The sequence below is a fragment of the Streptomyces sp. NPDC001709 genome (assembly GCF_053596375.1).
Genome location: NZ_JBSFGB010000039.1, coordinates 1 through 20,349 on the forward strand (window position 1 = coordinate 1; position 20,349 = coordinate 20,349).

The 20,349-nt window shown below is 70.0% G+C and carries 16 protein-coding genes, 1 tRNA gene and 2 pseudogenes; 11 read left to right on the forward strand and 8 right to left on the reverse strand.

The genetic code is table 11. From position 1 onward, the window contains the following. Window positions 1-270 precede the first annotated feature (270 nt). Window positions 271-2,157, forward strand: coding sequence for a DNA/RNA helicase domain-containing protein (locus ACWC0C_RS38315; RefSeq protein ID WP_450868980.1), 1,887 nt, complete (start codon window positions 271-273; stop codon window positions 2,155-2,157). On the opposite strand, the gene ACWC0C_RS38320 is transcribed toward ACWC0C_RS38315, so the two are convergent. Together ACWC0C_RS38320 and ACWC0C_RS38325 are read right to left on the reverse strand one after the other, a co-directional pair. Further along, window positions 2,117-2,698, reverse strand: coding sequence for a hypothetical protein (locus tag ACWC0C_RS38320; RefSeq protein ID WP_450868981.1), 582 nt, complete (start codon window positions 2,696-2,698; stop codon window positions 2,117-2,119). The genes ACWC0C_RS38315 and ACWC0C_RS38320 overlap by 41 nt on opposite strands. Before the next feature lie 37 nt (window positions 2,699-2,735). Next, window positions 2,736-2,957 (reverse strand): annotated as a pseudogene (locus ACWC0C_RS38325) (AAA domain-containing protein); the annotation flags it as partial. Between the two features lie 435 nt (window positions 2,958-3,392). Here ACWC0C_RS38325 and ACWC0C_RS38330 point away from each other — a divergent pair. The 5 genes from ACWC0C_RS38330 (at window position 3,393) to ACWC0C_RS38350 (ending at window position 9,529) form a co-directional block, all read left to right on the forward strand. Next, window positions 3,393-5,261: an FUSC family protein gene (locus ACWC0C_RS38330; protein WP_450868983.1), complete on the forward strand. Its 1,869-nt coding sequence runs from the start codon at window positions 3,393-3,395 to the stop codon at window positions 5,259-5,261. A 142-nt stretch (window positions 5,262-5,403) separates the two neighbouring features. Then, window positions 5,404-6,390 (forward strand): SMP-30/gluconolactonase/LRE family protein, encoded by a 987-nt coding sequence (locus ACWC0C_RS38335; RefSeq protein ID WP_450868985.1) that lies wholly within the window; start codon window positions 5,404-5,406, stop codon window positions 6,388-6,390. 146 nt (window positions 6,391-6,536) lie between these two features. Next, a complete protein-coding gene (locus ACWC0C_RS38340) occupies window positions 6,537-7,898 on the forward strand; it encodes an amidohydrolase (protein ID WP_450868987.1) in 1,362 nt (453 codons plus the stop codon). A gap of 89 nt (window positions 7,899-7,987) precedes the next feature. Next, window positions 7,988-9,154, forward strand: coding sequence for a cytochrome P450 family protein (locus tag ACWC0C_RS38345; protein WP_450868988.1), 1,167 nt, complete (start codon window positions 7,988-7,990; stop codon window positions 9,152-9,154). Window positions 9,155-9,355: 201 nt separating this feature from the next. Continuing rightward, on the forward strand, window positions 9,356-9,529 hold the full coding sequence (locus ACWC0C_RS38350; protein ID WP_449195945.1) for a hypothetical protein: 174 nt from the start codon (window positions 9,356-9,358) through the stop codon (window positions 9,527-9,529). A gap of 6 nt (window positions 9,530-9,535) precedes the next feature. Here the strand turns inward: ACWC0C_RS38350 and ACWC0C_RS38355 are convergent, their stop codons facing one another. The 3 genes from ACWC0C_RS38355 to ACWC0C_RS38365 all read right to left on the reverse strand — a co-directional run bounded on the left by ACWC0C_RS38355 (window position 9,536) and on the right by ACWC0C_RS38365 (window position 13,419). Continuing rightward, a complete protein-coding gene (locus ACWC0C_RS38355; protein WP_450868989.1) occupies window positions 9,536-11,479 on the reverse strand; it encodes an ABC transporter ATP-binding protein in 1,944 nt (647 codons plus the stop codon). 261 nt (window positions 11,480-11,740) lie between these two features. Beyond that, entirely contained in the window at window positions 11,741-12,124 is a 384-nt protein-coding gene (locus ACWC0C_RS38360; protein WP_449196089.1) for a hypothetical protein, read from the reverse strand. A 521-nt stretch (window positions 12,125-12,645) separates the two neighbouring features. After that, the gene (locus ACWC0C_RS38365; RefSeq protein WP_450868991.1) at window positions 12,646-13,419 is read right to left on the reverse strand and encodes an ATP-binding protein; all 774 of its coding nucleotides are present in this window, start codon (window positions 13,417-13,419) and stop codon (window positions 12,646-12,648) included. 249 nt (window positions 13,420-13,668) lie between these two features. Here ACWC0C_RS38365 and ACWC0C_RS38370 point away from each other — a divergent pair, with 249 nt between their 5' ends. Together ACWC0C_RS38370 and ACWC0C_RS38375 are read left to right on the forward strand one after the other, a co-directional pair. Next, on the forward strand, window positions 13,669-14,529 hold the full coding sequence (locus ACWC0C_RS38370; RefSeq protein WP_449195942.1) for a helix-turn-helix domain-containing protein: 861 nt from the start codon (window positions 13,669-13,671) through the stop codon (window positions 14,527-14,529). Further along, window positions 14,530-14,784 carry a DUF397 domain-containing protein gene (locus tag ACWC0C_RS38375; protein WP_023551555.1) on the forward strand — a complete coding sequence of 85 codons (255 nt, stop codon included), beginning with the start codon at window positions 14,530-14,532 and terminating at the stop codon, window positions 14,782-14,784. Window positions 14,785-15,018: 234 nt separating this feature from the next. Here ACWC0C_RS38375 and ACWC0C_RS38380 read toward each other — a convergent pair. After that, window positions 15,019-15,561 (reverse strand): annotated as a pseudogene (locus ACWC0C_RS38380) (aminotransferase class I/II-fold pyridoxal phosphate-dependent enzyme); the annotation flags it as partial. Window positions 15,562-15,627: 66 nt separating this feature from the next. Here ACWC0C_RS38380 and ACWC0C_RS38385 point away from each other — a divergent pair. After that, window positions 15,628-17,295, forward strand: coding sequence for a recombinase family protein (locus tag ACWC0C_RS38385; RefSeq protein ID WP_450868992.1), 1,668 nt, complete (start codon window positions 15,628-15,630; stop codon window positions 17,293-17,295). 1,073 nt (window positions 17,296-18,368) lie between these two features. Here the strand turns inward: ACWC0C_RS38385 and ACWC0C_RS38390 are convergent. Beyond that, the gene (locus ACWC0C_RS38390; RefSeq protein WP_450868993.1) at window positions 18,369-18,899 is read right to left on the reverse strand and encodes a hypothetical protein; all 531 of its coding nucleotides are present in this window, start codon (window positions 18,897-18,899) and stop codon (window positions 18,369-18,371) included. A gap of 71 nt (window positions 18,900-18,970) precedes the next feature. Here ACWC0C_RS38390 and ACWC0C_RS38395 point away from each other — a divergent pair. Together ACWC0C_RS38395 and ACWC0C_RS38400 are read left to right on the forward strand one after the other, a co-directional pair. Continuing rightward, window positions 18,971-19,046 (forward strand) — tRNA-Leu (locus ACWC0C_RS38395). A 503-nt stretch (window positions 19,047-19,549) separates the two neighbouring features. Then, complete coding sequence (locus ACWC0C_RS38400) at window positions 19,550-19,702, forward strand: HNH endonuclease (RefSeq protein ID WP_450868995.1); 153 nt, start codon at window positions 19,550-19,552, stop codon at window positions 19,700-19,702. 59 nt (window positions 19,703-19,761) lie between these two features. Here ACWC0C_RS38400 and ACWC0C_RS38405 read toward each other — a convergent pair whose 3' ends face one another. Then, window positions 19,762-20,322 carry a hypothetical protein gene (locus ACWC0C_RS38405; protein WP_450868996.1) on the reverse strand — a complete coding sequence of 187 codons (561 nt, stop codon included), beginning with the start codon at window positions 20,320-20,322 and terminating at the stop codon, window positions 19,762-19,764. Between the last annotated feature and the right edge of the window lie 27 nt (window positions 20,323-20,349).

Here is a 20,349-nt window from a genome sequence, read left to right on the forward strand (position 1 = left end):
CGCACGCTCACGCAGCTCGGCAGGGTAAGGGGACGGACGGGCCATGACTCGATCCTCTCAGGGAATCGAGCCTCCATCAGACCCGGAGCGCTTCAGACATCGCTGAGCGGCGCTCGTACCCCAGCCTGGTGAGACCCCTGAGCGTCCTCTTCGGTAGAGTTTCAGACAAACGTCACTGCGGCCCGACGGGCTTCCGCTCCGCTCCGGTGGAGTTTCCGAAGGACATGCCCCCACCCGCACGAGCTACTTCGTGCTGTCTGGGGGCTGTCCTTGCTGTTCCGCGACTCTGCTGCCGCGGTCGCCGCCGAGATCCATGCTGGCTCACTCTTTCTCCGGCTCACCGACCAGTTCGTCCACATGCACGGTTACAAGCCCGGCGGATCCGAAATCCGCTCCTGGGAGAACAGCCTCCCCGTGCTGGCGAAGGCTCTGGTCGACTCCGGTCTCGGTCAGGTGGAAATGCTCCTCGAGTACGGGTTGCCTCTCACCAGCAAGCGCGCCGACGTGGTTCTCGCGGGAGTTCATCCGCGGACGCGGCAACCCTCCTACGTCGTGGTGGAACTCAAGCAGTGGAGCCAGGCGCAGCCCGAGGACGGGGACCCGTTGCGTTGCCGTGTCGACGCCTATAGGCAGCCCGTTTTGAATCCTATCGAGCAGGTGCGTGGCTACTGCGACTATCTGGTGGCATTCAACCGGGTTCTGGCCGAGCATCCGCACCGTGTCGCCGGCGTCTCCTATCTGCACAACGCCACCGAGTTCGGTGTCAGCGGCCTGTACGAGGTGGAGCAGAGCGAGCGTGGGCGGTTGTTCACCGCCGACCGCCGGGGAGAATTCCTCGAGTACCTGCGGTCGAAGTTGTCACCCGAGTCCGGTGCCTCGGCCGCCGACGAACTCGTGGCTGCCAAGGTGCAGCCGTCGAAGCAGCTGATCGCCGTGGCTGCCCAGGAAGTGCAGGAGCGCGAGCAGTTCGTCTTGCTTGATGAACAGCGCGTCGCCTACGAGACTGTACTCACCGCCGTTCGGCGAGCCCGGCAGGCGGATCACAAGGAAGTCGTCGTCGTCACCGGCGGGCCGGGCACCGGCAAGAGCGTCATCGCGCTCTCGCTCCTCGGAGAACTCTACAGGCGAGGCGTCGCGGCCCTGCACGCGACCGGATCACAGTCCTTCACCAAGACGATGCGCAAGGTCGCAGGTGCGCGCAGGCGTGAAGTGCAGGATCTTTTCAAGTACTTCAATAGTTTCATGACCGCCGAACGCAACGGCCTGGACGTCCTGATCTGTGACGAGGCCCACCGGATCCGGGAGACGTCGGCCAACCGGTACACGCGAGCCGAGCAGAGAACCGGCAAAGCACAGATCGACGAACTCATCGACGCGGCGCGTGTGCCCGTCTTTCTCCTGGATCAGCACCAAGTCGTCCGGCCCGGCGAGATGGGCACCGTGGAGGAGATCAAGACCGCGGCGGCGAGGAAAGGGCTGCAGTGCAGGGTCGTTTCTCTCGACAGCCAGTTCCGATGCGGCGGCAGTGACGCCTATCTGCGCTGGGTGCTCCGCCTGCTCGCCCTGGAACCCGGCGGAGCTGTCGAGTGGGAGCCCGACGGCAAGGTCGGACTCGAGGCCGTCGACAGTCCCGAACAACTGGAGGCGTTTCTCGCCGCACGCCGGGCCGAGGGGTACAGCGCTCGGATGTCGGCCGGCTATTGCTGGCCGTGGACGAAGAAGACACAGCCGGGCCAACCGCTCCCCGCCGATGTCACCATCGGCGAATGGGCCCGCCCCTGGAACGTCTTCGGTGAGCGTTCCGTGGCGGGCGCCCCACCCGCCGCCCTCTGGGCCACTGATCCGGCGGGCTTCGGCCAGGTGGGATGTGTCTACACCGCCCAGGGATTCGAGTATGACTGGAGCGGAGTCATTCTCGGCCCGGATCTGGTCTGGCGGGACGACCGCTGGGTCGTGGATCGCGCGGCCTCCAAGGACCCGGTCTTCAAGAAGTCCACGCCCGACGCCGACGTGGACCGGTTGATCCGCAACACCTACAAGGTCCTGCTGACCCGGGGAATGGTCGGAACAGTGATGTACTCCACGGATCCGGAGACTCGCGCCAAACTGCGGTCCCTCATCTATCCACGCGAGACCGCGACGGCCTCGGCCATGTGAGCAATTCGCCGTGAAACGCGGTCGTTTCCCGACAAGCCAACTGCTCCAGGGTTTCGAGGTATCCCCGAGCCTCGTCCAGCTGAAGCCCCGCCCGGCGGGCGGCGGACTGCGTCCGCAGCGCCTCGCTCTCCATGCCGTCGAGAATGCCTTGCAGGCGGGAAGCTTCGTCCAGCAGGGCCCGTTGCGGCGCGAGGGCCTCGAAAGCCGATATGTGCTCCCGCATGGTGGCAGCGGAACGCTGGAGCGCATCGGTGGCGACGGCAACCGCGTCCTTTCTTCGCCGCGCCTCCTCGGTGAGCTCATCGAGCAGGGCACCGTTCGCCAGGCGCTGCAAGGCCTGGTCGTAGGCCTCCGGGTCGTAGCCCGACAGCAGCTGGTCGAGGTCCCGCAGCCTGCTGAGAAGAGCGGAGTTCCGCAAAGCTATCAGCTCGGACTCCGCGGCCGCACGCCTGCTCTCCGTCTGTTCGAGGCGGGCACGCACCAGCAAGGGCAAGGCCACACGGGCGTCGTCCGCGACGGCGGCCAGATGGGGCGTTCCCACGCGGACCATCTCGCCTGGCTTCAGACCCGTCCTGGTCCGCACCGCGCCTTTCCACGGCATTGTCGACAGCGATGTTGGTCCCCGACACCAGAAGGACTCGTTGTCCCCTGGTCACCAGGTCGTCCAGGGCCCGCTTGAGCACCCTGGTCTTGCCAGTGCCGGGAGAGCCCCAGACCATGCGTATCCCGGGCGTGGTGCACGCGAGGTAGGCCTGGGCCTGTGCACCCTTGGAGCACCCCGCCCACGGCTGCGCCCGCAGACGGGGCGATCCGGTCGAGGCGGCCGGTGACGAGGTGCTCTGCGAGGCCCGGGTCGCCCATCGCGGTCAATGCCTGCTGGGGAGATGCTGTCGCCGGTGCGAGACACAGGTCGGTGAGGTCGTCCGGACTGATCGACTTCTCGTAGGTGGACCGGGCGTACCGTGATCGGTTTGGGCCGCCGGGTTGTCCAGGGCGCATCGGTGTATTTGGCGGCGTACTTTCGCAAGGTGACGGAATCTGATCCGCTCGGTGGGACCCCTGGGTCGGTCGCTTGCCGCGCCATCGCTGATTGCGTTCATAAAGAAACCGCCCGCCCCGCCACCTTTCACATCCCCGAAACGTGATCGCCCCGTTCGCTCAGGGAACGCGATCTACCGTGGAAGGCACATCCCGCAGCCCGGCCACCGTCGTCCGAAGGCCCACCCCGCCCTCGTATGGACAGGAGCCCCGTGTCCCGGCCCGCCGCACCCCCCTGGCTTGCCCATGCCCTGCTCGCGCAGCGTGGTCCCGTGCCCTGGAGCGCGATGGTCCGGGGTGCGCTTGCCGCCGGGCCGTTGCTGCTTGCCGGGGTCGGCACGGGACACATCGCCCCCGGTGTGCTCGCCGCCATCGGTGCGATGCTCGCCGGTATCAACGACCGGCCCGGCAGCCGGCGGGCCGCCGTCAGGCGGCTCGGAGTGCCCGCGCTGGCCGGTGCCCTCGGGCTGCTCATGGGCACGTGTGCCGGGCAGGGGCTGGCCGCCGTACCGCTGACCCTGGCGCTCACCGGGCTCGGGCTGGTCGCCGGCGGGGTCAGCGCGGTCGGGCCCGTCGCCTCCGCCGCGGGGACGCAGCTGCTCGTCGGCGCCGCGATCGGCGCCGGGATGCCCGCGGCCGAGAGCGGCTGGCACCGAGCCCTCGCCTTCCTCGCCGGGGCCGGCTGGCTGCTGGTGCTGCGGCTCGCCCTGCCCACGCCCGGTTCGCTCGCCGGGGATTTCCGGTTCGACGGGGAGCGGGCGGCGGTCGCCGCGGTGTACGACGCCGTCGCCGCGCTGGTCGAGGCCGTGGGCGGGGCGCATGCCACCGCCCGGCGGGCCGCGCTCACGGCCGCCCTCGATCACGCCCAGGACGCCCTCGCCGGGCCCCGGCTGCGCCGGTACGCCAGTTCCGCCGCCGAGCGCCGGCTGCACGCCCAGTACGCGGCCGCCCTGCCCCTCGCCGAGGCCGCCACCGCCCTGTTCTGGACCGGGGAGCCGGTCTCGGCGCGGGCCGCGCAAGGGCCCCGGCGACTCGCCGCGGCGGTCCGGGGCAACACCGGCACCGGCCCGCTGCCCGCTCCCCACCGGTCCGCCCCCGCCCTGCGCGCTCTCGACGACGCCCTGCTGCGCGCCGCCGAGGCCTTCGACCGGGCCGAGGACGCACATCAGCGGCCACCCACCCGGCGCCGGGATGTGCGACACGCCGTCCGCGCCGCGTTCGGCACCGGCGGGCGCGAGTACGGGCTGCGAGTGGCCCTCTGCTTCGGGGCCAGCGCCGCCATCGCGCAGGCCCTGCACCACACCCGCTGGTACGGCCAGCACCAGCACTGGTACTGGCTGCCCGCCACCGCCGTCTTCCTGGTCAAGCCCGACCTCGGGCCGCTCGCCTCCCGGGTGCTGTGCCGGGCCGCCGGGACCGTGCTGGGCGCCCTGGTGTTCGCCGGGTTCGCCGCGCTGCTGCCACGGCCGGAGGGGCTGATCGCGCTGGTCGCGGTCTGCGGGGCGCTCGTGCCGGTCGCCACCCGGCACTTCGCCGCCCTGACCGCCGTCGTGACCGTCCTCGTCCTCGCCCTGGTCATGGCCGGCGGCGAGCCGCAGGCCTCCGTCAGCCGGATCGGCGAGACCCTGCTCGCGTGCGCGCTCGTGCTGGTCGTCGGGCATCTGCCGATGCCGGGGGAGCGCGGCGGCGCAGTACGGGCCCGGCTCGCCACGGCCGGGAGCGCCGCGCACGCCTACCTCGCGCACGTCCTCGGCGAGTCCGGCGACCGCGCCGAGCGGTGGGCACTGCGCCGGGAGGCCTACCGCACCCTCGCCGAGGCCCGCACCGCCATCGCCCTCGCCGCCGCCGAACTTCCTTCGCTGGCCCGGCATTCGGCGGGAGCCGACGAGATCGTCGCCACCCTCGAACGGCTCGTGGACACCACCACCGCCTGCGCCGTCCACCTCGACACCTCCGGCCACCTCGCAACCCGGCACCTGGACCGACTCGCCGATCTGCTCGCCGAGTTCGACGAGGGCCGGGAGCGGACGGCGCTACGGCTGCCCGAGCTGCCTCTCGCCGGGTGAGCCCACTCGTTACTGACTACCTGTCAATTAACTTCTGAATCAGGGCGAGTCAACCCGCGGGCGCGCGCCTGCGTCCCTGAGAAAGATCCACGAGAAAGATCCACGAGAAAGATCCATGTTCCCCCCGCCCTAGGAGAGGTTCATGTCCCGACTCACTCGTCTCAGACTCGCGAGCGGCGCCGCCACGGCCGTCGTCGCCGCCGTGGTGCTCGCGGCGTCGCCCGCGTCCGCCGGTGAACCGACCGTGTCCCAGCCGCACATCGTCGCCCACTTCGACCTCGCGGCCGGACAGACGCCGGAGAACATCGCGGTCGAGCCCGACGGCTCGGCCGACCTGACCTTCGCCGGCGCCCGGCAGGTCGCCCACGTCACCCCGGACGGGCACACGACGATCCGCGCGACCCTGCCCGACGAGCCGAACGCCAACACCCCCAACCTGAAGGCCGCGACCGTCTTCGGCATCGCCCGCGCCCACGACGGCACGCTCTACGTCGACTACGCCACCGGCACCGACAAGACCGGCATCTGGCGCATCGCCCCCGACGGCGGCGCGCCCCGGCAGATCGCGCAACTGCCCGCGACCGCGCTGCCCAACGGCCTCGCCCTCGACGAACGCCACGGGGTGCTCTACGCCGCCGACTCGGTGCAGGGGGTGGTGTGGCGGGTTCCGCAGGCCGGGGGTGCGCCGACCGTGTGGGCCAAGGACACCGCCCTCACCCCGGTGCCCGTCACCGGCGCGGGTTTCGGCGCCAACGGCGTCAAGGTCCACGGCGGCGCCGTATGGGTGTCCAACAGCGACCGGGGGACGCTGTCGCGCATTCCCGTACGGCCGAACGGCTCCGCGGGGCCGGTCGAGAACCGGGCCACCGGCCTCGACCACATCGACGACTTCACGTTCGCCACACCGTACGGCGACACCGTCCTCGCCGCCCTGATCGGTGACAACGAGCTCGTCGAGGTGCACCCCGACGGCACCCACACCGCCGTCCTCACGCAGGCGGACGGGCTGTCCAACCCGACCTCCGTGGCCGTACACGACGGGACGGTCTACGTCGACAGCGCCGCGTACTTCACCAAGCAGGACCCGAATCTGCTGCTGGCTCACCTGAGCTGCGAACTCGGGCGCTGACCGGACCGGCGGCGGGGCGGACCGGCTCGGGCCTTCGGCCGGGTCCGCCCCGCCGCTCCCGCGGCCGCGCCCTTCCCGTGGCAGAGCGGTGACCGGATGCGCGGTTCGGCGCACGCGAGGTGACGACCGCGTCGTACGTTGGCGTGATGACCGAGTCTCCCGCCGACCTCATCATCACCGGATGCACCGTTCTGGAGCACGACGAGGACGGGCGGGAGGAACGGATCGGGTTCCGCCGGGACGCGGCGATCGTCGTACGGGACCGGGTCATCGAGTCCGTCACCAGTGCCGCGTCCGTGCGGGAGCTGCCCGCCGTGGAGCGGATCGAGGCGCACGGGCAGGTCGCCATGCCGGGGCTGATCAACTGCCACACGCACGCCCCGATGGTGGTCCTGCGCGGTCTCGCCGAGGACCTGCCCGTCGAGGAGTGGTTCAACGACGTCGTGTGGCCGGTCGAGTCCAACCTCACCGCTCATGACGTGGAGTTGGGCGCGTGGCTCGCCTGCGCCGAGATGATCCGGGCCGGGGTGACCTGCTTCGCCGACCACTACTTCCACATGGACACCGTCGCCGCCGTCGTCGCGGAGTGCGGTCTGCGCGCCCACCTCGGCGAGGCCTACTTCTCCAGTGAGGGCCCCGAAGGGCGGGAGCGGTCGGCCGGGTTCGCCCTGCGCCACCGGGGCAGCGCCGACGGCCGTATCACCACCGCCCTCGCCCCGCACGCGCCCTACACCGTCACCGGCACCGACCTCGCCGCCACCGCCGAACTCGCCCGCCGGCACGGTCTGCCCGTCCACATCCACGCCGCCGAGAACCGCGACCAGACCGACACCAGCCTGGCCCGGCACGGCCTCACCCCCATCGAGATCCTGGACCGCGCCGGATTCCTCGACACCGACCTGCTCATCGCCCACGGCACCGGCATCGTGGAGCGCGACCTCGCGCTGCTGGCCCGCACGGGCGGCCGTACCGCGGTGGCGACCGCGCCCCGCGGCTACCTCAAGTTCGCCTGGCCGGACACCACTCCGCTACGGGCCCTGCGCGCGGCCGGTGTCCCCGTCGGCCTCGCCACGGACGGCGCCGCCTCCAACAACTCCCTCGACGTCTGGGAGACGATGGCGCTGACCTCACTGATCCAGAAGTCGGCCGAAGGCGATCCACGCTGGCTGACCTCGCGTCAGGCCCTGCACCACGCCACGCTCCAGAGCGCCCGCGCGGTCGGCCTCGCGGGCAGCGCGGGCACCCTCGCGCCCGGCCGGCGCGCCGACATCATCCTGGTCGACCTCACCGGCCCGCACACCCAGCCCGTCCACGACCTCGCCGCCACCCTCGTCCACAGCGCACGCTCGTCGGACGTCCGCACGACGGTGGTCGACGGCCGGGTCCTGATGCGGGACCGGCACCTTCTCACCGTCGATGTGCCCTCCGTCGTACGGGAGCTGGAGCAGCGGCTGCCCGCGCTGACCGACCGGAGTCATGGGCGGCGCATCCAGGAGTACGGCGCCTGATCCCGTGGGCGGAGCGACCGGCCGCGACGGACCCGCAGGCGAACGACGGCCTCTCACGGCGCCCCGGCGGAGCGCCTAGGCTGCGGATCATGGATCTCGCGGACGGGCTCATCGACCACCCCTACGACGTCTACCGGCGCCTGCGCGACAGCGCGCCCGTGCATCGCATCACCGGACCCGACGGCACCCCCGCCTGGCTCGTCACCCGGTACGACGACGTCCGGGCCGCCCTCGCCGACCCACGGCTCTCGCTCGACAAACGGCACGCCACGGCGGGCACGTACAAGGGGCTCTCCCTGCCGCCCGCTCTCGACGCCAACCTCCTCAACATGGACCCGCCCGACCACACCCGCATCCGGCGCCTGGTCGGCCGCGCCTTCACCCCGCGCCGCGTCCATCAACTGCGCGAGCCCATCCGCCGTACCGCCGACCGGCTGCTGGACGCGCTCGGCTCGCACGGCACCACGGACCTGATCGCCTCCTACGCCGCCCCGCTGCCCATCACCGTCATCTGCGACCTGCTCGGCATCCCGCAGGAGGACCGGCTGGACTTCCGGCAGTGGACCGACACCCTCACGGCCCCCGACCCGGCCCGCCCGGGCGCCTCGAAGGAGGCGATGGCGGCGATGCTCGGCTTCCTCACCCGCCTCCTCGCCGCCAAGCGCGCCGAACCCGCCGACGACCTCCTGTCCGACCTGATCGCCGTACGCGACGAGGGCGACCGGCTCAGCGAGGACGAGCTGATGTCCCTGGCCTTCATCATCCTCTTCGCCGGATACGAGAACACGGTCCAGCTCATCGGCAACGCCGTGCTCGCCCTCCTCCAGCACCCCGACCAGCTCGCCGCCCTGCGCGAGGACCCGGCACACATCCCGGCCGCCGTCGAGGAATTCGCCCGCTACGACGGTCCCGCGCCGCTCGGCATCCGTCGCTTCCCGGTGGAGGACGTGACCATAGCCGGTGTCACCATCCCGGCGGGGGAGACCGTCCTGGTGTCCCTGTCCGCCGCCAACCGCGACCCCGCCCGCTTCCCCGACCCCGACCGCCTCGACCTCTCCCGTGACGCCGCCGGACATCTCGCCCTAGGTCACGGCATCCACTACTGCCTCGGCGCGCCCCTGGCCCGCGCGGAGACGGAGATCGCCCTGGCCGCGCTGCTGGAGCGGTTCCCCGAGCTGGCGCTGGGTGACGCGGAGTTGAGCCGGCGTCCGTCCCTGCGTGCGCGCGGGCTGCTGGCCCTGCCGGTGCGGTACTGAGCGCCGCGCCTGCGGAATCTGCGTCACGACGAGTACGGGTATTGACACGGAGAGTCCGATTCATTTCACAAAGTGAACGGATCCTCACGGTCCGCGCCGAAAGGGTGTAGGTAATGTCTCAGTCCCGTCGTTGAGCGAGGCGTTTCCCTTCCCCGGGGCGTTAACTCCTATCAGTACGACGCTCTCTGGAGGTGCGAGACGGTGAACGGGCGAACGGTGCTCGAACGCTTTCCCGCCGGTGGTCCGCGGGGATCCTGGCCCGCTGAGGAGTTCGCGCGGGCACGGCGTCTGGAAGGCCTGCCGGCCGAGGTCGTCATGGACCTCGCCACGGACACGTTCCTGGTGATCGTGCGGAGCGGCGACGCGGCGGAGTGAGCCGGCTCAGGTCGGCCGCGGCGCCGGTACCCGCACCGTGAACTGTTCCGCCTGCAGCGCGTACAGCTCCGCGTAGACACCGCCCCTGGCCAGCAGCTCCTCAGGCGTGCCGGACTCCACCAGCCGCCCGTGCTCCAGCACGTGCACCAGGTCGGCGTGCCGCACCGAGGCCAGCCGGTGGGTGATCAGTACGACCGTCTGCCCGCTGCCGGCCAGCGCCCGGATCTTCTCGAACACCTCCAGCTCGGCCCGCGCGTCCAGCGCGGCCGTCGGCTCGTCCACGATCAGCACCCGCCCGCGCCGGTACGCCGCCCGGGCGATGCCGAGCCGCTGCCACTGGCCGCCGGACAGCTCGTGCCCGCCGCTGAAGTCGCGGGCCAGCAGGGTGTCCAGACCGTGCGGCAGATCCGCGACCACCTCCTCGGCGCCCGCCTCGCTGATCGCCGCGGTCAGGCGTTCCTCGGTCATGGGCGCGGCGGAGCGGCCGACGGCGACGTTCACCCGGGCGGTGAACGGCCAGCGCTTGAAGTCCTGGGCCACCATCGCGATGCGCTCGGCGAGCAGCCGCCGGTCGGCCCGCGCCGCGTCGACGCCGTCCCACAGGATCCGGCCCCGGTCCGGGGTGTACAGGCCCGCGAGCAGTTTGACCAGCGTGGACTTGCCCGAGCCGTTCTCGCCGACGAGCGCGATGATCCGGCCGAGGGGCAACGTGAGGGTGACGTCGTCCAGCGCGGGACGGGCCGCGTCACCCGGATAGCCGAAGGTGACGTGCTCGAACCGGATCTCCTTCGGATCCTCCGGCAGGGCCTCGCCGCCCGCCGGGATGGCCCGCTCGGCCGCTTCCGCGTACAGCCGCTGCAGATCCCCCACGAACAGGGCCTCCTCGTGCAGCTGGTTGATCTCCAGCACCAGCGTGTCCAGGCTCGACGCACCCGTGCGGATCGCGATCACCGCCGTACCGGCCACCGACAGGGCCATCGCGCCGGCCAGCAGCAGCGCGCCCAGCGTGGCGTAGGTCGCGAGGGTGGCGAGGCCCGTCCAGCCCGCCGCGATGAGGCCGGTCCGGGCGGCGAGCCGGGACAGCCGGGCCTGTTCCGCCTCCGCCGTCTCCGACATGGACCGGAAGTGGCGCAGCAGGAACGGGCCGACGCCGTGCACCCGGATCTCCGGGGCCGCGGCGGGTTCGGTGAGCAGGTGGCTGATCAGCCGGCTGGCGCGGGCGTGCTGCACCCAGACGTGGAAGGACTCGTAGCGGCGCCGGGCGTTGGTCAGTGCGCTCCAGGCGCTGGGCAGGGTCATGGTGACCAGCAGCGGTAGCAGCACTGGATGCAGCACGGCCAGCACGCCCGCGGCCGCGATCAGCGAGATCAGCGCGCCGATCACCCGGGTGCCGTAGGAGATCATGCGGCGCGCGGACTCGGCGCCGTACTGGGCGGTGTCCAGCAGTTTGTGGAAGGCGTGGTCCTCGATCGCGGCCAGCTCCACATTCGCCGCCCGCTCCAGGTACAGCTCGGTCGCCACCCGCTCCACCTTGGGTTCCAGCCGCCCGGTGGCGTAGGTGGAGGCCGCCCGCAGCAGGACGGCCACGAGCGATACGGCGGCCATGGTGAGCAGGGCGGGGGCGGCCGCGCGTAGTCGCTGCCCGATGTCCGTGCCGGTCAGCAGCCTGCCGAGCGCGCTGTTGACGGCCAGCAGGCTCACCGCCTGGGCGCCGCCGCGGACCGCCTCGGCGGCCAGGACGATTCGCGCGGCCCGGGCGTCGGCCTGCAGGGCCAAGCGGAGGCTGGACGCGAGCATGCCGGGCAGCCGGACCAGCATCGCGCGAAAGCTCAACTTCAGGATGGCGTCCTCGTGCTCGCTCCAGCCCTTGTCGTAGCGCAGCGGCCCACCGAACAGCAGCCGCTCCGACGCGGACACCGCGGGCTCGGGCGTCCCCCGTTTCTTCCCCACGCTGACCTCCCGGACCGTGACGGAAGGGCCACTATGTCCGGGCGTACGGGTGGTGGGGCAGGGCGCGTGGGGGAGTGCGGGGGGAGCGAAAGGGGGCGTGCCGTGAGCATTCGCGGAGGGGGCAGCGCATCAGCCGATTGAGGGGCAGCCGTCTCAGGGGCGCGGGGCCATGTCTTGTGTGTGGCTGTCGCTGCGACGGTGCGACCAGCCGCGGACCAGCCGCAGCCGCCTATGTGACGGAACCCGGCACCCCGGTGGGCGTCACGGTCGAGGCGAGCGCAGAGACCAGTCCGGGGTCGTCCCGGTCGCCCGGCACAGCGCCAGGTACAGCGGGATCGGCGGGGTGTACGGCACCGTGCCGTCCGGGCGGTGGATGAGCCGGGCGGTGCCGGTGATCAGGGCGCCGGGGGCGTAGTGGGCCGGGGACGGCCAGGGCAGGGCGTAGTCGGAGTCCGACGGAACGATCCACCACCAGCGGTCGCCGTCGGTGTACACACAGCCCAGCCGCGGCAGCCGGGGTACGACGAGCGGACCGAGCCGGTCGGGCACGGCCACGGCGTCCCAGCCGAGCGGCGCGGTCATCCCCTCCGGCACCGTCAGCCGGCGGGGCCCATCCGGGACGGACCTGCGACGCTGCAGCCGCACGAGCGTGTCGAGCCCGAGGCCCTGGCCGACGGCACGGCTCCGGAAGGGGGCACCGACGCTGCGCGGGTCGGCGCCGGGAGTGCTGCAGGGGCCTGCGCCGATGGACTCGGGCCGGCTGGGGTGGGTGGGGCTGTCCTGGCCTGCGCCGATTGCCTCGGGTCGGCCGGTGTGGGTGGGGCCGTGCCGGTCCCAGTTGCTGACGTTGGGTCGGCTGGAGTTTGTGGGGCTGTCGTGGCCTGTGCTGATTGCCTGGGGTCGGCCGGGACGGGTGAGGTCGTGCCGGTCCGAGTCGCTGACGTTGGGTCGGCTGGAGTTTGTGGGGCTGTCGTGGCCTGTGCCGATTGCCTCGGCCCGACCGGTGCGGGTGGGGTCGTGCCGGTCCAAGCCGGCGACCTCGGACCGGCCGGAGTTCGTGGCGCTGTCCTGGCCCCCGCCGATGATGTCGGGCGTATCGGAGTGGGTCGGGTCGGGCTGGGCCGAGTCGGACAGGTGGTGGTGCCGGTCGGAGTCGTGGCCGGCGGTCACGGGCGCTCCCCGGCGCGGCGCTGCTCGGGGGCCCGGTGCAGAGGCTGGTGCGGGGGCCGGTCCAGGGTGCGGTGCCGGTGCTGTTCCGGCGCCCCATGACGGCGCTGCTGTTCCGGCGTCTGGTGTGGCGGTCGCCCCGAGGCCCCGTGCCGGCCCTCCGGCGACTCGTCCTCGCCGGAGTCGTCCGGGCGGCCCGGCTTGGGGCGGGCACCCCAGCCCAGGTCGTTGCACGGACCGGCGGTGTCGTGGGCGACGTCGCTCTGGCGGGCCAGCTCGGCCCAGACCAGCAGCCCGAGCCCGTGTTCCTGCGCACCCCAGGCCCGGCACAGCGCGTCGACGAGAAGCAATCCCCTCCCGTGTTCCTCGTCGGGCCGCTGCGGTGACGGGTGGGGTTCGCCGGGGGCACAGCCCTCGTCGCGTACGGCGATGCGCACGGTGTCGTCGTGGTCGTGCAGCTCGCACACGACACGACTGCTCGCGGTGTGCACGATCGCGTTGGTGACCAGCTCGGATATGACCAGGGCCGCGCTGTCGCAGGTGTCCGCGCACACCGACCAGCCGGTCAGCCGGGCATGCGCCAGACGTCTTGCCTGTGCGACGGAACCCGGACGTGCGGCCAGCTCGAAACGGAACCGGCGCCCGGCAGCGCCCCACTGAGGGACTGCTCCGGTGGTGGCACCGAGACCGGGACGGTCTGCGGCGGCGTCTGTTCCTAAGGGCGCGGACGGAATCACGCTTGCCACTATCTCCCCGCCGTGAACACTTGGCAAGGGCCACTCTGAAAATTGCAGAGTGCTGTGTGACTCGGTCAGAGGCCGTGGCACACTGCTCGCAACAGCACGTCGAGCGGCGCCAATTGGGGTCATCGGAGATCCGATCCGGTCTTCGAATGCATCTTCGAACGGCGCCGCAGGGCTGTCGGGAAACAGTGCGGTGGAGCTTTCGGCAGAGGCTTCTACGGAGCTCGCGATGGGGCATTCGGTGGGGCTTTCGGTGGGGCTTTCGATGGAGGTGGGAGCGTGAGCGAACCGCGGTCCGCGCCGACGGTGGGCCAGGTGGTCCTCGGCAGGCGCCTGTTGGACCTGCGGGAACGCGCCGGACTGAAGCGCGAGGACGCCGCCCGCGTCCTGCGCGTCGCACCCGCCACCGTCCGCCGCATGGAGATGGCCGAGGTCGCCCTCAAGATCCCGTACCTGCAACTGCTGCTGAAGGCCTACGGCGTTCCCGACGACGAAACCGAACTCTTCGTCCAGCTCGCCGAGGAGGCCAACAGACCCGGCTGGTGGCAGCGCTTCCACGACATCCTCCCCGGCTGGTTCTCGATGTACGTCAGCCTGGAGGGCGCGGCGAGCCTCATCCGCTCCTACGAGCCGCACTTCGTCCCCGGCCTGCTCCAGACCGAGGACTACGCGCGCGGAGTACTCAAGTCCGGTGCCATCGGCCAGACCAGCCCGGACGACATCGAACGGCACGTCGCCCTGCGCATGGAGCGCCAGCAACTGCTCACCCGTCCCGACGCCCCACGCTTCTGGGCGGTGATGGACGAGACCGCCCTGCGCCGCCCGGTCGGCCCTCCGGAGGTGATGCGCGCGCAGATCGACAAGTTGCTCGAGGCCACGAAGCTGCCCCATGTGACGCTCCAGGTCGCCCCGTTCGCGAGCGGGCCGCACCCGGGGACGTACGGGCCCTTCGTGCTGTTCCGATTCGCCATGCCGGAGCTGCCGGACATGGTTTACAGCGAGTACCTGACCGGCGCCGTCTACCTGGACGCGCGCACCGAGGTGGCGACCCACCTCGAGGTCATGGACCGCATGGCGGCGCAGGCCGCTACGGCACAACGCACGAAGGAGATCCTCCGGGATCTCCGCAAGGAGCTGTGAATGGATCGCATCGAGCCGCGCGGCCACGTCTACAACGGCATGCCCGCGCGGGAGCTGGGCAGCGAGGGCTGGCACAAGCCCTGGAGCGGCGGCAACGGCGGAAACTGCCTGGAGGCGATGAAGCTGGCCGACGGACGGATCGCGGTACGCCAGTCCACCGACCCGGACGGCCCGGCGCTGATCTACACCGCGGACGAGATGACCGCGTTCATCGAGGGCGCCAAGGCGGGTGAGGCCGACTTCCTGCTGTCCTGATCCGGACCATGTGCTGATTCTCGCTCAACTTCCTAATTTTGGCGCCGACTTGATCATTCAGTACGTCGGACGCTTATGGAGCGCCGCACGACAGGGCAGGACCCGACAGTCGTGGCGGTCGACACGGGGCGGTGGCGCGCAAGCGGTAGGGGCGCGCGGCGTTGGAGGCGCTGTGCGCGGGCAGGCGCGCGGTTACGTCACCGCCGCCGGCCCCGATCTCCGAACCGCCACTCCTCACCCCGGAGGCAGCACCCCGCACAGCGTCTCCAACGCCGCGCCGTAGGCGTGTTCGGCGGCGGCCGCGTACCCCACCACCAGTCCGTCACCCACCGTCGCCCCCGCCTGCGCCTCCGGATGCCGGAACGCGGCGAGTCCGTCCAGGGCGAGGCCCTGCCACGCGGCGGCCTTCACCGTGGACCGCTCGGTGCCGGGCGGCAGCCGCAGCACCGCGTGCAGCCCGGCCGCGATGCCCGTCACCTCGACGTGCGGCGCGTGCGCGGCGAGCGCGGCGACGAGCCGGTCACGCCGGCGCCGGTAGCGCTGCCGCATACGCCGCACATGACGGTCGTACGACCCGGAGACGAGGAACTCCGCCAGGGCCAGCTGGTCCAGGACGCTCGCCCAGCCCTCCCGCTCGCCCTTCGCTGCGAGCACCGGCTCGACGTACCGCTCGGGCAGGACCATCCAGCCCAGCCGCAGTGCCGGGGACAGGCTCTTGCTGACCGACCCGAGATGGATCACCCGCTCCGGATCGAGGCCCTGGAGCGCGCCGACGGGTGTAGGTCCAACACCCTGGGACCTCACCGGTAGCGGGCCGAACCCGCAGGTCACAAGGGGTAGGACATGGCAACGGCCACCCTGACTCGCTCCGCATGGCAAGGCTCGCGCCCTAACAGCGGTATGGAAACGACCACCCAAAACGGGGTCTGCGCGTGCCACGGTCGCCCGTGGGTGGATCTCCTGCTACGTAAGTCCAAGATCGTGCGCGAGGGCGAGCGCGCGTTGTCCATCCGTGCACAGGAAGACCGGGGCCGCGCGTGGGCCGACGAACACGGGTACTGCGTTCGTAAGGTCTGGAAAGAGAACCTGTCCGCTTGGTCCGACGTGCAGCGCCCCAAGTACGACGCTGCCATGTCCGCCGTGCTGAACGGTGAGGTTCCGTGCCTGTGGGTGTACGCGCTCGACCGGTTCAGCCGTAAGGGCGCGGAAGCGGTGGTACCGATCCTCGGCAAAGCCCGCGTGATCTTCGATTACGAGCGGCTTGACTCGATGGACGAGCGCGACCGCCGATGGATCATCGACCGTGCCGAGAACGCCCGCGAGTACTCGCAGCGTCTCTCGTACAACGTGCGGACCACGAAGGGTAAGCAGCGCAACGAGGGACGTTGGCTCGCAAAGGCTCCGTTCGGCCTGGTCGCCGACAAGGAAACCCGTCGACTGTCCCCGGACCGGTTGCCCTATCTGTGCATCGTCAAGGGCCGTAAGGAACTGTCCCCGTGGGAAGTCGTCGTGCGCATCTTCACCGAGATTGCCGAGGGTGCGTCCTCGCGGGCCCTCGCTCGGAAGTTCAACGAGGAAGGCATCAAGTCCAGCACGGGCAAGCATTGGCGCGCTGACAGTATCCGGGCGATTGTGATTCACCCGGTGTACGAGGGATGGCTTACGGTCTCGCCCGGCGGGAAGTCCCACAAAGCCCCGGTCAACTACGTCAACGACAAGGGCGAGCGGGTGCGCTGTGTCGAGCGGGACGTGTTGCCCGACATGATCTCCGCGGACGTTGCTACCCGTGCTCGGCGCGTGCTGAGCGGCAATCAGATCGTGGACAACACGCGGGTCGAGGGGCGCCCCACTCACGCGCTCAGCGGGAAGATGCGGTGCGCGTCGTGCGGTCACGCCATGGTGCTGGACGGGAAGTCGTACAACTGCCAGCACCGCGCAGCAGTGGGCGCGTGCACGGGGCCGGCGTCCGTGTGGCGCCCGGCGATTGAGCGGTACGTGGTCGAGCAGTGGTCTGACCGGTTGCACCGCGCCAACGATGAAGACCCGCTGTTGATCGCTGTTGCCGAGCGGTGGCACGCACTGACGCGCCCCGAGGAAGGCGACGAGATCAAGGAAGCCCGCGCGGAGTACAAGGCAGCGTCGGAACAGCTCGACAAGTTCCACGCCGACGACCGGCAGGGGTTCTACACGGGCCGCTCGGCCAAGTACCGCATCCCGCAGAAGAACGCTGCTGAAAGGCGGCTCGACGCTGCCGAGGCACGGCTGAACGAGCTGACCGGCGGGGGCCGGGTGGATATCACGTGGTTGATCGAGGGGCACGCGGCCGAGACGTGGCAGGCTGCCGACCCGCAGCTACAGCGAGACCTGATCCACCTTGCGATAGACAACGTGGTCGTCACCAAGTCCGAGAAGCAGGGCGGGCGGTTCAAGGGCGACGAGCGCGTGACCATCGTGTGGGCCGTGCCCGAGGGCGCCGAGCCCGACGCGGACGAGTACGAGCAAGCCGCGTAACGGCCCCTGTAGGGCCCGAGACAGCCCCGGTTGGTCCCCAGCGACCGCCGGGGCTTTCTGCTGCCCGCAGCAAGCGGCGACCCAAGCGCCCGCTACAGTGCGACACGCGGTTAGGTACCCGCTCTACGCGGTGCAGTACAACCAGCCGCACCCGCCCCGGTAGGTCCCGCCGTGACCGCCGGGGCATCTTACGTTCCCGCCCACAGCCCCCCCGCCGGCTCGGCCGACGACGAGCGGCCCAACAGCGGGGCGGGGTGGTGTCAGAGTGACGGTTCCAACCACTTTTTTAGAACACGTAGAAAAAATAAGAGAGAAGAGAGACCGGACCACTGTTCGGCACACCGCCACGGTTCGGCCCCGGGCAAGACTCGCTCCCTATCAACACCAGGAAGGGAGCTAGCTCACCCCGGAAGAGGCGGGCAAGGCTCGCTCCCTATCAATACAGGGAAGGGAAACGGTTCGCTCCGAAAGGGGCGGGCAAGGTTCGCTCCCTATCAATACCGAGAGCAGGATTACCGCGCACCCGCCCTACAGGGGGACAGCAGGCGGTCTGAGTGCCTGCCTCTCGGAACAAGCGTTGCCCGTGCACCACGCGCCCCGCGTTACCGGGGTGGTCGCAGGGGTCGTGAGGCAACGCGTGCGGGGACTGCACCGCCCACGAGTAACCCACCCTTCGGGGTGAGCCGAAAGGGGTTGTAAGCGCGTCCGCCAGTAGGTCATGGACGCGACAGCAGGACGGCACGACGGACTCGAAATGGATGATCATGGAGTTCTCTACGCTCTGTGACCATCGGGAGAGTTCGTGTCCGTCGTGCCTGCGTCCATCATCGCCCCGATCCGTGAGGAGCTCCTCGCTTCGCTGCCCGGTCGTGAGGACACTCACCCTCCGGGCTGCCACAATCCGCGGATCCCGGACGGGGTCGTCTTCCACCGGATCGTGCTCGCCCTGGTCTCCGGGATTGGCTACGAACGGGTTGCTGACGGGGCGTGCTGGCGACCACGATCCGGCGGCGCCGGGATGAGTGGATCAAGGCCGGGGCAGGTGCCGCCCTGGCCCGGACGGTTCTCGCCGCCTACGACCCGATCGTGACGGTATCTGCGCCGTGGCAATAGCCGGTGGCGGTGGCGACGGCGTCATATGTGCCGGGCTCTTCCGGATAGGTGAAGGTGTTGTCGGGGATGGTGGCGGTTCCGTCTGAGCCGGCTGCTGGGGTGGTGACCGGCTCTCCATCTTCAGCCTCGGTGTCGAAGTTGACGCTGGCGGTAGCACCCTCTCTGAGGCCGGTAACGGTGGCGCCGGACTTGTTCCAGTTCGGTCCTGACCCCACCTTCACTGTCAACCCCAGCTGGCCGTGGACCGTGAACGAGGTGGCGACTGCGGTGTGGGTGGCGGTGCCAGTGGCCCTGATGGTGTAAGTGCCGACCCTGGTGTCGTAGGTGTGCCTGGCCTTGGCCCTACCAAATTCGACCTCGGCGAGTACAGCTTCCTCATCGCCGGGGTACTCCTCGACGTCGAAGTTCACCCTGACAGTCTCATCATCCCCAGGAACCTCCTCGACCGTCACCCTGACCAAAAGACCGTCGGATTCGAGATTGATCCGCATCGTTACCTCACTCCTTCAGTAGTGACCGCCAGTCGGCAGGGAAAGGGCTGCACTCGCATGCAGCGCCACCAGCCCGCCTAGCCCAATCAGGTACGAGGCGCGCCCCTTAGAAGGGTGAGTTTCCCGGTTCGACTCCGGGGGCGGGCACGCCAAACACAGATGAGCTAAATACTCGGCATCTGCGGCACGTCATCCCACGTCATGTGGTTCCGGCCTACCGGCCACATCGACACGCAGATGAGGCCCCGTCCGAGCGCTTGCCGAACTGCTTCGTCAACACAGCAAGCGCCGCACACGTCGATGTCTCGATCTTCCGTCGCGCGGGATGCTCCGCCCTGGTCGTCTCCGTCGATCAAGGGGCCGTGGCAGCGCGGACACATGTTTTCCATGGCTCGACCGTAGCCAACTCGACTGCCCCGAACGGGGTGTTGCTCGAACTCGAACACCTAGGGGTGACCATGCGCTGTATCGACTGCACCGAGCCCGCCACACACCGCGGACGTTGCAAGACGCACCACGCGACGTACGAGGGTCGGGCCAGTGTCCGCACCCGACGAGCACGGGGCCGACGACGGGCGAACCACCGTGACGCTGCGGCACGGCTCCGCCGGCGAGTGCAGGAACGGGGTTCGGCCTGGTGCGACTGGTGCTTGGGCGACTTCCCGGCGGACGGGGTGGACGTGGACCATGTGCGCCCGCTGTCCCTCGGTGGCGAGGACATAGACAGCAACGTTCAGGTGCTGTGCGTCGAGTGCCACCAGCTCAAGACAAGCACGGAGTTCGGGGCCGCTCGTGCCGCGTAAGGGCACCGCCCCGTCCGGGCCGTGATCGGGCTCGAATGGGGCGGAAGGGCGCCACGGTTTTAACCATAAACATTCTGATTAATCGCGATTCTCCGTTTGATCTCAGCTGCGTCGGAGTCCCACTCGATGACGCCCTCTGGCCCGCCGTCCCCCTGCCGGTCCCGCGTTCCATCGTTCTCAATTCGGCTGATTGCCCATTCCACGCGAAACTTCCCGGAGCCGCATTCGATCCTGCGCCCCATCGGGAAGGTTCCGCGGAATGAATATGAGAGACCTTCCGTACTCTTGAATACTGTGAGCTTTTCACGTGAGGTGTACTTAGTGCCCTCCTTATAGACGGCAGCGTACAGACCTACGGTGTGCTCACCCCGCTGGGTGACCACTGTGGGCACCACTTCGCTGGAGACAACGTTGGATGTCCAGATGTCGTAAGCAAACTCGAACTTCGGCTCCCACCAGGCGTTTTCCAGGTCAGGCACCTGTACGCCCCAAATGGCCACGCCATTCACCTTCTTGTCCCTCATCTGGTAGCGGAAGTTTGGGTGGAACGTGAACTCGCCGCAGACCTTGTGCCAATTGTCCGAGGTCCATTCCGTTTTGGATTGCTTCAGCTCAGACATGGGTACCACCCGTCAGTAGAAGAGCCT

Excerpts from the sequence above, each read along its gene's own strand:
- ACWC0C_RS38340 (WP_450868987.1), top strand. The coding sequence starts at position 6,537 with ATGACCGAGTCTCCCGCCGACCTCATCATCACCGGATGCACCGTTCTG.
- ACWC0C_RS38330 (WP_450868983.1), top strand. The coding sequence starts at position 3,393 with ATGGACAGGAGCCCCGTGTCCCGGCCCGCCGCACCCCCCTGGCTTGCC.
- ACWC0C_RS38385 (WP_450868992.1), top strand. The coding sequence starts at position 15,628 with ATGGCAACGGCCACCCTGACTCGCTCCGCATGGCAAGGCTCGCGCCCT.
- ACWC0C_RS38345 (WP_450868988.1), top strand. The coding sequence starts at position 7,988 with ATGGATCTCGCGGACGGGCTCATCGACCACCCCTACGACGTCTACCGG.
- ACWC0C_RS38335 (WP_450868985.1), top strand. The coding sequence starts at position 5,404 with ATGTCCCGACTCACTCGTCTCAGACTCGCGAGCGGCGCCGCCACGGCC.
- ACWC0C_RS38375 (WP_023551555.1), top strand. The coding sequence starts at position 14,530 with ATGGATCGCATCGAGCCGCGCGGCCACGTCTACAACGGCATGCCCGCG.
- ACWC0C_RS38405 (WP_450868996.1), bottom strand. The coding sequence starts at position 20,322 with ATGTCTGAGCTGAAGCAATCCAAAACGGAATGGACCTCGGACAATTGG.
- ACWC0C_RS38390 (WP_450868993.1), bottom strand. The coding sequence starts at position 18,899 with ATGCGGATCAATCTCGAATCCGACGGTCTTTTGGTCAGGGTGACGGTC.